Source organism: Oculatella sp. LEGE 06141, from assembly GCF_015207605.1.
GTDB lineage: Bacteria > Cyanobacteriota > Cyanobacteriia > Elainellales > Elainellaceae > Oculatella.
On record NZ_JADEWO010000011.1, the window covers coordinates 29,684 to 42,515 of the forward strand.

General features: G+C 51.0%; 13 protein-coding genes. 5 read left to right on the forward strand and 8 right to left on the reverse strand.

Annotated features, from left to right (window positions below):
* Positions 1-141 precede the first annotated feature (141 nt).
* Positions 142-2,055, reverse strand: coding sequence for a transketolase C-terminal domain-containing protein (locus tag IQ268_RS10175; protein ID WP_193878120.1), 1,914 nt, complete (start codon positions 2,053-2,055; stop codon positions 142-144).
* 583 nt (positions 2,056-2,638) lie between these two features.
* Positions 2,639-3,241 carry a superoxide dismutase gene (locus IQ268_RS10180; protein ID WP_193878122.1) on the reverse strand — a complete coding sequence of 201 codons (603 nt, stop codon included), beginning with the start codon at positions 3,239-3,241 and terminating at the stop codon, positions 2,639-2,641.
* Between the two features lie 1,022 nt (positions 3,242-4,263).
* Between IQ268_RS10180 and leuA the strand changes: the two genes are divergently transcribed.
* On the forward strand, positions 4,264-5,997 hold the full coding sequence (gene leuA / locus IQ268_RS10185; protein ID WP_193878124.1) for a 2-isopropylmalate synthase: 1,734 nt from the start codon (positions 4,264-4,266) through the stop codon (positions 5,995-5,997).
* 183 nt (positions 5,998-6,180) lie between these two features.
* Here the strand turns inward: leuA and IQ268_RS10190 are convergent, their stop codons facing one another.
* A complete protein-coding gene (locus IQ268_RS10190) occupies positions 6,181-6,774 on the reverse strand; it encodes a Crp/Fnr family transcriptional regulator (protein ID WP_193878126.1) in 594 nt (197 codons plus the stop codon).
* Positions 6,775-6,793: 19 nt separating this feature from the next.
* Here IQ268_RS10190 and IQ268_RS10195 point away from each other — a divergent pair, with 19 nt between their 5' ends.
* Entirely contained in the window at positions 6,794-6,946 is a 153-nt protein-coding gene (locus tag IQ268_RS10195) for a hypothetical protein (RefSeq protein WP_193878128.1), read from the forward strand.
* Here the strand turns inward: IQ268_RS10195 and IQ268_RS10200 are convergent.
* From IQ268_RS10200 to cysT, 3 genes are all read right to left on the reverse strand, one after another.
* Positions 6,928-7,209 (reverse strand): NIL domain-containing protein, encoded by a 282-nt coding sequence (locus tag IQ268_RS10200; RefSeq protein ID WP_193878130.1) that lies wholly within the window; start codon positions 7,207-7,209, stop codon positions 6,928-6,930. The genes IQ268_RS10195 and IQ268_RS10200 overlap by 19 nt on opposite strands.
* Positions 7,210-7,286: 77 nt before the next feature.
* On the reverse strand, positions 7,287-8,171 hold the full coding sequence (cysW, locus tag IQ268_RS10205; RefSeq protein WP_193878132.1) for a sulfate ABC transporter permease subunit CysW: 885 nt from the start codon (positions 8,169-8,171) through the stop codon (positions 7,287-7,289).
* Positions 8,161-8,910: a sulfate ABC transporter permease subunit CysT gene (gene cysT / locus IQ268_RS10210; protein ID WP_255527168.1), complete on the reverse strand. Its 750-nt coding sequence runs from the start codon at positions 8,908-8,910 to the stop codon at positions 8,161-8,163. Before cysT ends, cysW begins: the two co-directional genes overlap by 11 nt.
* A 44-nt stretch (positions 8,911-8,954) precedes the next feature.
* Between cysT and IQ268_RS10215 the strand changes: the two genes are divergently transcribed.
* The gene (locus IQ268_RS10215; RefSeq protein ID WP_228035261.1) at positions 8,955-9,131 is read left to right on the forward strand and encodes a hypothetical protein; all 177 of its coding nucleotides are present in this window, start codon (positions 8,955-8,957) and stop codon (positions 9,129-9,131) included.
* Here IQ268_RS10215 and IQ268_RS10220 read toward each other — a convergent pair whose 3' ends face one another.
* Positions 9,132-10,205: a sulfate ABC transporter substrate-binding protein gene (locus tag IQ268_RS10220; protein ID WP_193878136.1), complete on the reverse strand. Its 1,074-nt coding sequence runs from the start codon at positions 10,203-10,205 to the stop codon at positions 9,132-9,134.
* A gap of 263 nt (positions 10,206-10,468) precedes the next feature.
* Between IQ268_RS10220 and IQ268_RS10225 the strand changes: the two genes are divergently transcribed.
* Together IQ268_RS10225 and IQ268_RS10230 are read left to right on the forward strand one after the other, a co-directional pair.
* On the forward strand, positions 10,469-11,419 hold the full coding sequence (locus tag IQ268_RS10225) for an EamA family transporter (RefSeq protein WP_339383246.1): 951 nt from the start codon (positions 10,469-10,471) through the stop codon (positions 11,417-11,419).
* A gap of 47 nt (positions 11,420-11,466) precedes the next feature.
* A complete protein-coding gene (locus tag IQ268_RS10230; protein WP_228035243.1) occupies positions 11,467-12,198 on the forward strand; it encodes a histidine phosphatase family protein in 732 nt (243 codons plus the stop codon).
* A 57-nt stretch (positions 12,199-12,255) separates the two neighbouring features.
* Here IQ268_RS10230 and IQ268_RS10235 read toward each other — a convergent pair whose 3' ends face one another.
* Positions 12,256-12,780, reverse strand: a complete 525-nt coding sequence (locus IQ268_RS10235) for a peptidoglycan-binding protein (protein ID WP_228035244.1) — start codon at positions 12,778-12,780, stop codon at positions 12,256-12,258.
* Positions 12,781-12,832: the final 52 nt, after the last annotated feature.

The window sequence follows — 12,832 nt, forward strand, 5'->3', positions numbered from 1 at the left end:
GTTGCACTACAGCGATCGCTGCCTCGCTCCCCAAAACTGGCTCCCAAAAACTTGCTCCCAAAAAAGAGGGGAAGGACTGTTGCTCCTTCCCCCTCTTTCTCACAGGATTAACTTGAGACGATTACGGGTGCGATCGCATCCTTAACCAGCCAGTTGCTTCACCTTATTCATGATGCCAACTGGATCAAGACCCTGGTGAGGGAACTGTTCCCACAGACCGCCGCAGCCTTCTTTGTGAACCCCAAGGTAAGCGTACTTTGGCGTGAAGCCTCGCTCCAGCAACCAGCTACCGAAGCGGCTACCCAGACCCGTGCGACGGTTGAGCGATTCTGCCACCAGGACAAAGGGTGCGGCTCCAATCTTAGCCATCATCTCTTCATCGATAACATTGAGGGTGGGCTTGTTGATTAAACCCACATCCAGACCGTCTTGTCTGAGGCGATCGACCGCATCAACCGCGCGATACAGCGTATCTCCAAAGCTAACGACGTACCCAGCCGAACCTTCACGCACCACCTCATCTTTTCCTGGAACAAAGGTATACCCTTCGCCAAAGAAACTGTTGCCGTTGGCATCAAGAATGTTAGGAACCTTAGAACGGGTCGAGAAGATAAACCGCAAACCCGGATCGAAGAACACAGCTTTAACACAGGCCGTCATCTGAGCGGCATCAGCCGGATAATACAGCCGCGTCTCGTAGCCGTCGTCTAAGCCGTTGTCGGCAAAGAAGTTGTTGATGCCAAAGTGGCAGGTGTTGTCTGCCATGTCATCCACCCCAGAATGGGAGAAATGGCAGAGCAGATTGGAATAGTTCAACCGTGCCATTGTAATTTCCGAGATGCACATCTCCAGGAAGGCGCTAAAGGTGCCAAAGATACCCTGCTTGCCCTTATCCATGCCAAAACCAGCCGCAGCAGAGATGTTCCCCCGCTCCATGATGCCAGAGTTAACGAAAATGTCTGGATACGCTTCTCGAATCGTTTTTAGTCCACAGGAGCCTTCCAGGTCGCTGTCAATGCACATGACCTTTTCTTTGCGCTCGGCTTCGCTCATGCTGCTTAGCACCGAGACAACCGCCTCACCAAAGACGTTGCGGTTTGAACCCAGTTTGTCGCCAGAGCCGATGTAGGCATAGTCGGGCTTGGGCTTTTTGATGCTCTTGAGGTAATCCACCGCTGCCGTTTGCCCACGGGACTGAAGATAGGCGATCGCCACCTCCACAGAAATTACGTCATGGCCGTGGGTTGACCCTTCCAACCCTTCAATGCCAACACACATCTTGCGCTTGTTGATCAATGCCACAGGCCCATCAGTTGTGACGGCTTCACACAGGCGACGGTACAGATCGTCGATGTCCTCAGGATCGCCTTCATTGACGTTGACTCCATGACCCGTCAGCGTTTTGCTCACGCTAAACCCAGGCAGATAGTCAGAAGGGTGACCCGCGATCGTGACATCGTTATCGTCAATCAACAGCTTGACATTCAGGTTTTGGGCAACCGCCAGACGAGCGGCCTCTGCATCGTTCCCTTCCTGCTGCGATCCATCCGAACCGAGACAGAACACCACCTTATCTGGATTCGCCATTGCCACCCCGTTAACATAGGGCCACATGTGACCCAGGCGACCAGAGCTAAATTTGATTCCGGGAGTTAAACCCAACTCAGGATGTCCTGGTAATTCGGAATGGGCTTCACGGTAGCGAGCCAACCGCTCGACAGGCAGTTCGCCCCGCAGTGCTGCCATCAAGTACTGAGTGGCGACACGATGTCCGGCTTCATCAAAAAAGATTGGCACAAACTTATCGGGTGCTGCACGGAAGAAAGCGTCTAAGATAACGACCTCTGGCACAGTGTCATATGGACCGCCAGTGTGCCCACCTACACCTCTAGCTGCTCCTGTCGCGGTGAAGAACACGATCGCATCCCGACAAAGCTGAATATTTGCTTTGAGTGCATCCCGTTCTTCCGCCGTTAGCGTTGGCTTATTGGGGTCCAGTGCTAACGGCTTATAAGCGCCAAGATCAATGGGGAAGGTTTGTGTGGCAATAGTCATGGTTATGTTTCCTGAGAACGATGAGCCGACATAAACAAGACCGTCATACGGGGCGGTCTACTTCTAAACAATAAGGGGATGATTAATAAGAAGGTGCAACAAATCTTTAACCCCACCTTACACCTAGAGCGATGCATTTGAATATAGCGTCGGGACTGATGTTGACTTAAACGGGAGGGTTAAAGCAAGGAGCCGTTGAAGCTGATACTGAGCGGGTAGTGCAATCGTTTGGTGAAACCGCATAACAGTTTGCTGAGTTCGCTTAAAGCTGCTTAATCTGCTCACATCTGAGGAGTCTCAGTCTGGTGTTGCAGTCTGATCCTACCGTTCGATCGTCACCATCGTTAGCGTTGCGAACAAAATAGAACGTAAACAGCTTCAGCGTCGATTAAAGATTTCAATAAACTGAGTATAAATGCTTATTGGCTTTGTTGCCAAGTGGTAAATAGGAAGACTAGGGGAGGAGTGGCGGCATCTGTTGACCATTAACTATCTTACAGGTGCTTCGCCAAAGTGGGTTGATATGGAAACAGCCAGAGCTTGAATGCTTTGGCTGTTTTACCAGGCTAGAAGAAACGTTGAGTTAGCTAGCGTGAGCCAGTTGTTGAGATACAAAATCCCAGTTGACGACGCTATCTAGAAAGGCTTGCTCGTAGTCGGGACGGCGATTCTGGTAGTCGAGATAGTAAGCATGTTCCCAAACATCCATCGTGAGCAGAGGGGTTTGACCCTGAGCCAGTGGGTTCACAGCATTGGGCGTTTTGGTCACTTTCAACGTACCGTTGTCTAGAACTAACCACGCCCAACCGCTGCCAAATTGGGTTGTCCCGGCAGTCTTAAATTCTTCTTTGAATTTATCAAAACTGCCAAAGTCAGCGTTCATTTTGTCGGCCAGTGCGCCAGTTGGGGTACCGCCGCCAGACGGTTTCATGGAATTCCAGTAAAAGGTGTGATTCCAGGCTTGGGCTGCGTTGTTGAAGATACCGCTCTTTGCGGAGTCGTTATAGGTCGCTTTGATCACCTCTTCAATGGAGAGATCGGCCAGGTCAGTACCCTGAACTAGCTCGTTGAATTTGTTGACATAAGCCGCATGGTGCTTATCGTGGTGAAACTTGAGGGTATCTGCCGAAATGTAAGGTGCTAGTGCGTCGTAGTCGTAGGGCAAGCTTGGAAGTTCATAGGTCATGGTGTTCGTCCTCTTAATGGATCAGTTAAATTCAGCAGAGAATGTGCGGCAAGCCATCGATTTTGCAACCTGCTTACTGGTAGGCTCAGGCGGCCATCCACATACCATTGGTGAATCGCATACAGAACGAATGACCAATGATGGATCGGGACGGATCAAAATAGTATGTTTGCTCCCGCCTGAGCGTACCAGGCACAGTGCAATGTCAGCCGCCAGCAATGTATTCCCTCAATTTGAGCTTGGAGTTAAGCTCGGGGAAGGGTTACGATAGACAAATTTATCACAACTTTTGACAGAATTTTGTATAGAAAAGATGGGGGCTGTGAGAAGACTGTTAAGCCCGATGAGGTGTGAGAGCGAATGAGGCAATTTTGATGGGTTTTGATGGGATGGTTTTGAGTTTTGAATGTTGAGCGAGGACAACTGCTGAGACCTGCAACCGTGATATGACGCGACCCTCAATTGATAGCTTGACCCGCAACGGTTCCGAAGTTATGATGCAAGCAAGTGTTTGTATGTCAATCATGTTCACACCGCAGCCATCTCTTCATTTTCATTCCAGCCTATTACCAGGTCTGGGGCTGCTCCTGCGCCTTGGGCGCAACTAACTTGATTACGAACCCAACCTATTTTTAAGCTTTGAATACTGTGTCTCACTCGGATGAATTTTGAGTAGGGCGATTCAGACTGAGAGGATGTCTGAACAGTATAAATGTGCTGCCTTGTCCCCTTAAAGCCCCCAATGCCGGGAGGTTTTGAGACAGAAGTGGGTTGAGGTTTCAAGTATTTTTTTAGCCTTTGATGGCAGATCGGCAGATAGTTACGGTTCCAACCGTTCAAAATATCAGTTCACTATTGTTTTTGGAGATTCCTATGCGACTACCTACCGCATTTGAGGCATTGCTACGACTAATGACGGGTTGTCAGGCTTGGTGTTTACAGTCGCCTGATAACCCCATATTGATTGACTGCTCATTGATTACTGTGCCTCGTTTTTACCGAATACAAAGGAGTAAACGATCGTGTTGAAGCATCCCGCTCAGAAATATCGTGCATTTGCCCCAGTTCAATTGTTCGATCGCACCTGGCCGAATCAAATCATTAAACAGCCGCCAATTTGGTTAAGTACAGACTTGCGAGATGGGAATCAAGCTCTGATTGAACCCATGAACAGTCAACGCAAGCTGCAAATGTTTAAGCGGTTAGTCGAGATTGGGTTTAAGGAGATTGAAGTTGCATTTCCTTCCGCATCGCAAACTGATTTTGATTTTGTACGATACCTGATTGAACAAGATTTGATTCCCGATGATGTCACGATTCAGGTATTGACACCCGCCAGAGAACCGCTGATTCGGCGCACATTTGCAGCATTGCACGGAGTAAAACGGGCGATCGTCCATCTATACAACGCCACGTCTCCTGTTTTTCGCCGCACCGTGTTTGGCCTAACGCAGGCAGAAACCATCTGCCTTGCTACTTCCAATGCACGGTTGTTCAATGAACTGGCAGCAAACCAACCCGATGCAGACTGGCGGTTTCAATATTCCCCGGAAACCTTCACGGCAACTGAACTGGAGTTTGCCAAAGACATTTGCGATGCGGTGCTGGATGTGTGGCAACCGACTCCTGAACGTAAAGCAATTATCAATCTTCCTGCGACGGTAGAAGTGGCAACTCCTAACGTGTTTGCCGATCAGGTGGAATGGATGCATCGACAGTTGGCACGACGGGACAGCATCATTTTGAGCGTGCATCCCCACAACGATCGCGGCTGTGCGATCGCAGCGGCAGAGCTAGCTCAGATGGCCGGAGCCGACCGAGTTGAGGGCTGTTTATTTGGCAATGGTGAGCGCACGGGCAATGTAGATCTGGTGACGTTAGCGCTTAATTTGTATACCCAGGGGATTGATCCAGGGTTGGATTTCTCTAATATCAATGATATTGCTCGCGTCATTGAAGCCTGTACTCAACTACCCATTCATCCACGCCATCCCTACGTTGGTGATTTGGTGTTTACCGCTTTTTCGGGGTCGCATCAGGACGCTATTAAAAAAGGATTTGCAGCACAACAGCCCGATGCCATTTGGGATGTTCCCTATTTGCCCATAGACCCGGCAGATGTAGGGCGTACCTATGAGTCGGTGGTGCGGGTTAATAGCCAGTCTGGCAAAGGTGGAATTGCCTTCCTGCTCGAACGGGATTATGGTTTGGTGTTGCCTCGTCGGTTGCAGATTGAGTTTAGTCAGGTCGTGCAACACGCAATGGATCGGCAGGGGCAGGAGATGTCGTCTGCCGATTTATGGCAACTATTCGAGCAGGAATATTTGCAAGCCTGCGCTCCCTGTCAATACCTGGCGCATCATGTCATTACCGAGCGGCAGGATAGGCAAAAGCAATGTATTGTGGCAATGATGCAGATGCATGAAACAACAGTGACCGTTCGTGGAGAAGGAAGAACGGCGATCGCGGCGTTGCTCAATGGATTGGGTTGCGAATGGCAGGTCGTTCATCATGAAGAGCGATCGCGTGATTCAACCCACGGAAATGAAGCGATCGTCTTCGTGGAACTAACCGAGTCGAGGCTGGAAGGCTCGACTCATGGGGTTGGCATTCATGCTGATCTAACCACGGCTTCATTGTTAGCTGTTCTCAGCGCTGTTAACCAGGGATTGAGCCGTGTTGATGCTTCAACGCAGTCCAGCATGGTGCAAACGATTGAAGCACAGACTACTGTGCCGCTGCTTGGCGTGAGCTAACCAGCCAAATTGTTACCGTGATTTCGGCGTTGCTAATTTGATGGGTGAATGGCGTAGGGGCATGGCATTGCTCCCCCAGCAGGCGTTGAAACAACCCATTTATCCCTCTTCAGCAACGCCGGATGTTGCATATCTCTATTAGAATGCGTGTGAAATAGAACGGGTTAAAAGCATCGGGTACCTTCAAATCTCGTAGTGCCAGAAGGGACTTTGCTCAGGAACAACTGTAATAGAGCGTCGCTGGCGATGAATTAAGCCTCGTTTCTCAAAGTCATTGAGCATTCGTGTCACCGTTACACGAGTGGCACCAATGAGTTCGGCCAGTTCTTGATGCGTCAAGCGAAAATCAATCCGTCGTCCGGTGTGGCTATCCTGCCCAAACCGCTTGGCTAACCAGTTTAGCGCCCGCAGCAGGGATACTTCGGTTTGAGAGCAATGCAAAATTTCGAGCAGTTCCCCTGATTGCCGGATGTGTTCGATCAGGGCATTTGTTTCTTGATGCCACTGATCGGGAGATAAGGGGATCGCTTTTACATCGGTGAGGCATTCCGCATGGTAGGGCGTTGTAACTCTGGAGAGAGCTTTACCCAACACATCGCCTGCTCCCCAAAACCCCAACGTTACCAGGCAACCGTCTTCCAGCCAGGTAAAGGTTCGGACGATTCCAGATTCAATGCGCCACATCTGTTCAGCTTGTAACGGAAGCTGAGTCCGGCGGCTAAACGTTCGATACGTTGGCTCGGTCGATCGAAGTACGTTGAGCAATGGAAGAGCCATATGCAGGAGAGCCTAAGTCATGAAACAACAAAGTTATCTAGCGTTAAAGCAGATCAACGGTCGTAAGCGATGCGTTGGAGCAGAAATTACCGACGATTGGCGATCGCGTCAGTCATCACTGAATCTGTTGCTGTTTGACAACGGCAAACTGAGCTACCATCCTTCGTCTTGAGCATCGGAATCATGCCAAACTTCCAGATCTAAATCATTGAGATACAGCAAGGCACCGCGAATTTGTTCACCTGTTCCCTTTAGTTCTAAATCAAACCAACCGTCATCTATGGCATTGGCACTGAGTAGAGCCGCTGTAATATTAACCGTTAGCTCATGGTGGGTAATTAGGTTAGAAATAATCGGCTCTCGATGATATTCTTTGGGGATGCGAATTCGGATTCGAGTCTGGGTGTGTCGGCTGTCATCGATTGTGGTAGCCATGTTTGCCTCCAAAGTAACCGATCTAGATGGGGTCGTGATAGTCAATTGCGTTTCAATGTGCTGGAAAACCCTAAACGTTAGCTATCTTTGATTCGAGTTTTACGCTCTAGAATTTCTTTGAGGATGAGGGTTACTACCGCCAGACCTGCCAACAGCACCGCCGCCGAGTAAGCCGACTGAGTTTGATACTGTTTGTAGGCATCTTCTACATATAGGGGAAGCGTTTGGGTGCGGCCAGCAATATTGCCAGAGACAACGGCGATCGCGCCAAATTCGCCCATCGCTCTGGCGTTAGTGAGGATGATGCCGTAAAGTAATCCCCACCGAATCGAGGGCAGGGTAACCCGCCAAAAGGTTTGCCATTCGTTTGCCCCCAGCGTCTTTGCGGCCTCTTCCTGATCGCGCCCCATTTCCTCTAATACTGGAATGACTTCGCGAGCCACAAACGGCAGAGTCACAAATGCAGTGGCTAGCACCATTCCAGGAATCGCAAAAATGACTCTAATGTTATTGGCTTCCAGCAGGGGGCCAAACCAGCCGTTGCGGCCATACAGCAACACGATCATGAGGCCAGCCACCACCGGAGAAACCGAAAACGGCAGATCAATGATGCTCAGCAGCAGGGTGCGTCCGGGAAAGCGGTTACGGGCGATCGCCCAGGCGGCACAAAGACCAAACACCGTGTTCAGCGGGACGGTGATCGCAGCCATTAGAAGGGTTAGTTTGATCGCGTTTAAAAACGGTCGTCGCGTCAAAGTAGTCAAAAAGCCATCAATGCCGCCATCAAACGCCTGGACAAACACATTGGCAGCAGGAATAAACAGCACCAGCGCGAGGTATAGCACCACTCCAATGATGAGAACAGGTTTAACCCACGCTTGCGATCGCGTGGTGGGTGCCGTACTGGGATTGGGTGGAGAGGCTTGCACCGATTCAGTCAATTGAGACGTTCTAAACGTCATAACGCCGCCCCCATGCTTGCAGAATATTAATAATCAACAGCACCACCAATGAAGCTACTAGCAAAACGGTACCAATCACCGTTGCGCCTGCATAGTCGTACTGTTCCAGCCGTTGAAAGACCAATACGGGTGCAATTAAATCTTTAAACGGAATATTAGAGGCCACAATAACCACTGAGCCATACTCGCCCACCGCTCGCGCAAAGCCGAGGGCAATTCCCGTTAACACGGCAGGCAACAGCGGCGGCAACACGACTCGCCAAAACGTTTGCCAGCGGCTTGCCCCCAAACACCAGGCGGCTTCTTCTAGCTCTGGCTCCAGGTCTTGCAGCACAGGCTGCACTGTGCGAACCACAAAGGGTAACGAGATGAAAATCATGGCAACCCCAACTCCCAACCGCGAAAACGAAACGGTGATGCCCAACGGTGCCAGCAATGAACCAATCCAACCATTGCTGCTATATACACTGGCTATCGTTAGGCCAGCGACCGCTGTCGGTAAAGCAAAGGGTAGATCAACGGCAGCATCAATAATGCGCTTAAAGGGAAAGGTATATCGCACCAGGACCCAGGCAACAACTAGCCCTGCAACCCCATTGATGCCCGAGGCAATGAGAGCCGTGACAAATGTAACGTTGTACGTTGAGAGCGCCACCGGATCGGTGGCAATCCGCCAAATATCTGCCGGAGCTAAGGTGCTGGCCTTCAAAATCATGGCAGCCGTTGGTAGAAACAGCATCACAATCAGGTAAGCCCAGGTGATGCGCCACGGCCATGATACGTGTGTCACTCGATCTAAACCGTTATGCCAGGTTGACGGCGATCGCGTCAGGGTTGGGTTGGTCATTCATGTCTCCCGCAATGCTGGGAACTAAAGTGAATGCTGAGAAGGTGGGCGATCGCCCCACGAACCTGGCGGCTAGACGGGTGCAGGTTCCAGGGCGATCGCCCTTACGCTAACTACTTGCTGGCTTGAATCTTGTCAAAGATCGCCCCATCATCAAAGAACTTTTGCTGCACAGTATCCCAGCCACCCAGGTCTTGCACCGTAAATAAATCGTCGATCACCGGGAACTGGTCGGCATATTGTTGTGCCACTGCCTCATCAGATGGACGGAACCCAACCTTGGCAAATTCTTCCTGCGCTTCTGGGGTAAACAAAAACTGGACAAACGCCTCTGCGGCTTCTCGCGTCCCATGCTTATCGACGTTGGTATCCACCACAGTAATTGGGTTATCGATCGAGATATTCACATCGGTTGGGATGACGTATGGCAACTCTTGCCCATTTAACCTGGCCAAAATGACTTCGTTCTCATAGTTAATTAGCACATCTCCCTGCCCCTGTTTAAAGAAGACATCCGTTGCTTCTCGCGCATCCTTGGGCAGGATGGGCACATTACTGTAGACCTTGTTGACATAGTCCTGAGCGGCGGTTTCGTTGCCACCTTTCTCTGTAATTGCGCCCCACAGCACCATAAAGTTCCACCGTGCCCCACCGGAGGTTTTGGGGTTGGCCGTGATCACGCTGACATCGTCCTTCGTTAAGTCTTCCCATCCCTGGATGCCCTTAGGGTTGCCATCGCGCGTCACCAGAGCCGCCACAGAGGAATGTACAATTGAGCCGTTGGGTGCTTCTTCTTCCCAACCGGATTCAATTAATCCAGCTTCTTCAATTTTCTGGGTATCAAGCGCCAGGGCAAGTGCCACCACGTCTGCTTCGAGGCCATCAATTACCGCACGGGTTTGAGAGCCAGAACCGCCATAACTCTGGTCAAAGATCACTTCCTGCCCGTTGTGGTCTTGCTTCCATTGCTCAACAAACTTAGGAATGATCTGCTCGTAAGCGGCCTGGGTGACGGCGTAGGAAACCAACGTCATTTCGATTGGATCAGACGTGTTTCCAGCTTGTGTTGCAGAGGATGTCGTTGAATTGTCGGTGCAAGCCGTCGCTGCGGCACTCAGCCCTAGACCCAGAATAAACAAAGCAACCCAGCGTTTCCAGCCAAGTGAGCGCTTGAAAAAAGAGAGCATACCAGCCTTCCAGAAAAACTACGGTAAACCGATCAACATAGGAGATTAATATCTAAAAATAGACAATACTGTATCTATCGGAAAAAGTACAGTATTCCGATAAACAAGCTGTGGTTTGCTGTGGTTTATAATATTGCCGAGCTGTGAGCCGCTGCTTTTTCCTTTTGGGCGTTGCTCATCAAGCTATCTGGTTTTACCTGGCATAGCTGGCATAAAGTTATAGATAGGGTAGCACCCTGCTGAGCGGACCATTTCGTTGCGTTGTGAACCACTTTATTTCTCTTTTGCAATTGGGCAGGTTAAAACGGCTGACGTTCCGCAATCTGGGGCAACCATCTAGCAAGTTAGGGTTTCTGGCGATCGCAATCGCGGCGACACTGTGGGCGATCGCCGCGATTGTGGCAAGCGGCCTGTTTCAGGCGGGTGTTGGCCCGTTCGAGCTGGCACTATCGCGCGCCATGATTGCGGCGGTGGGGTTAGCGGTGGTGGGGCAGGTTTGGCGATCGCCTCATCGGTTATTGGATGGCCGCATTTTGCTGTTGGGCTTATCGCTGGCACTGGTTACAGCCAGTTATTATGTGGCGATCGATCGGCTCTCTGTGGCGGTAGCCATTGTCATTCAGTACACGGCTCCGGCGATCGTAGTTGTCATCAAAGCCTTGAACACCCGGCAACTTCCTGCCCCAATGACAGTCATTGCTGTGGTTGCAGCCTTATCGGGCGTGGCATTTGTGTCTGGATTAGGAACCAGTCAGTTGCAGCTAGACGGACTGGGGCTGATTGCGGCTGGGTTAAGCGCTATATTTTTTACAAGCTATACCTTGTTTAGCGAAGCGGTGGTGGATACCTATGGTGCTACGGGAGTTATGTTTCGTGGCTTTATCGTGTCTAGTTTATTTTGGCTGGCGTTTCAAGTGACGCAGGGGTTTCCAACGGCGGTTTTCCTGCCCGCAAACCTGCCAGGGATTGTTTTTGTTGGCATTGGCGGGACGCTGGTTCCGTTTAGTTTGCTGTGTTGGGGTATTCAACAGGTTCGGGCAGAACGGGGGGCGATCGCCGCAACGTTAGAGCCAGTGTTTGCAGCCGTGTTGGCCTGGATCTGGCTGGGGCAAACCCTGAGCGTGTTGCAGATGGTGGGTGGCGGGTTAGTATTAGCGGCGGTCGTATCTCTACAGCTTCAGCAGGCGTGGAACGGAGCAAAAATAAAGAGTTAAGCCGTGATTGGCAAACTGCGCCATTCCTTAAAATAAAGGTTTCCTGAATGAATCATCGAACAAATCAACCGCCAGGGGTTCCTTGTTATTGGATGATGGCTGTGTTGACCTGCCTCTTTGCAGGCTGTGCGGGAGTGCCGGAGAGCGCTGCACCCCAGCCGTCTCCGTCAGCGGCGATCGCTCCAGCCGAGAGTCCTGTTGTGTTGCCGTCTGAAGGTGACACAAGCGCATCCGTACCAGATGCGCTTGCGCCAATTCCATTACCCCAATCTGAAGCGGATCTCTGGAGGTTGCTTCAGCAAGCCGATCGGGGGTATGTGGTGCTGATGCGGCACGCCCTAGCACCGGGAACGGGCGATCCGTCTAACTTTCAGTTGCAAGATTGTTCTACCCAGCGCAATTTATCCAGCGAAGGGCAGGCTCAGGCCAGAGAAACGGGAAATGCGTTCCGCCAGCGACAAATTCCCGTGGTGAAGGTGCTGTCGAGCCAGTGGTGTCGCTGTTTGGAAACGGCAGAGCTGATGCAGTTGGGGGCAGTGGAGCCGTTTGCCCCACTCAATTCATTTTTCCGTGACCCCACCACAGAGGCCGAGCAAACGGCGCAGGTGCGGCAGGCGATTATAGAGAATCGGTTAAGCCCCGGTGTCACAATTATGGTGACGCATCAGGTCAATGTAACCGCCATTAGCGACATCTTTCCACAATCGGGAGAGATGATCGTGCTACATGCTAGCGACCCAGACCAGGTTGAAGTGATTGGACGGTTGCCAGCTATATGATGTGGCTGATGATGCGGCTCAACTCTGAGTTCAATGTTCAATAGTGTTCATTGCCCCTTACCACCAACGCCCCAGGTTGAAGTACCAGAAACTCTGCTTAGGAGGAGTGGGCAGCGATCGCTCTCGTAATGCCGTCCAGGTCGTTGGATTCACAATTCCAGTTGGGGTGAGGTGATACTTGTGCTGAAAGGTTGCGATCGCTTGATGGGTCTCTTCATTAAAGATGCCGTTGCGTTGCACATTGTATCCATGTACCTTTAACAATCCCTGCAACTCGTACACATCTGCCCCGGTATACCCCTGCCTCAGGGTTCGAGTACCCGCTTGAACGGTGGTTCTGAGCGCTGCCCAAGTTTTCGCGCCTACAATGCCATCCACTTTAATGTGGTGTTGACGTTGATAGAGCCTTACGGCGGTTTCAGTTCTGCTGCCAAAGTCTCCATCCAATCGCAGCGTAAACCCATGCGCGTTGAGTAATTCTTGTAGCTCAATTACAGCGGCACCGGTGTCCCAGGGGCACAGTTCTTGTCCGGCTACAACCATATCGCTAAGAAAAGTCTCAGGCTTCGGAGTGGGATTCATTGCCATATCTGCTGCGAGCGATCGCTTCTTTACATAATATCTAAGTTTTGGG

Bases quoted from the DNA above. Each gene is read 5' to 3' on its own strand.
- IQ268_RS10230 (WP_228035243.1), top strand. From the start codon at position 11,467: ATGAATCATCGAACAAATCAACCGCCAGGGGTTCCTTGTTATTGGATG.
- IQ268_RS10200 (WP_193878130.1), bottom strand. From the start codon at position 7,209: ATGGCTACCACAATCGATGACAGCCGACACACCCAGACTCGAATCCGA.
- IQ268_RS10190 (WP_193878126.1), bottom strand. From the start codon at position 6,774: ATGGCTCTTCCATTGCTCAACGTACTTCGATCGACCGAGCCAACGTAT.
- IQ268_RS10180 (WP_193878122.1), bottom strand. From the start codon at position 3,241: ATGACCTATGAACTTCCAAGCTTGCCCTACGACTACGACGCACTAGCA.
- cysT (WP_255527168.1), bottom strand. From the start codon at position 8,910: ATGCTGTTTCTACCAACGGCTGCCATGATTTTGAAGGCCAGCACCTTA.
- cysW (WP_193878132.1), bottom strand. From the start codon at position 8,171: ATGACGTTTAGAACGTCTCAATTGACTGAATCGGTGCAAGCCTCTCCA.
- IQ268_RS10175 (WP_193878120.1), bottom strand. From the start codon at position 2,055: ATGACTATTGCCACACAAACCTTCCCCATTGATCTTGGCGCTTATAAG.
- IQ268_RS10235 (WP_228035244.1), bottom strand. From the start codon at position 12,780: ATGAATCCCACTCCGAAGCCTGAGACTTTTCTTAGCGATATGGTTGTA.
- IQ268_RS10195 (WP_193878128.1), top strand. From the start codon at position 6,794: ATGAAACAACAAAGTTATCTAGCGTTAAAGCAGATCAACGGTCGTAAG.
- IQ268_RS10220 (WP_193878136.1), bottom strand. From the start codon at position 10,205: ATGCTCTCTTTTTTCAAGCGCTCACTTGGCTGGAAACGCTGGGTTGCT.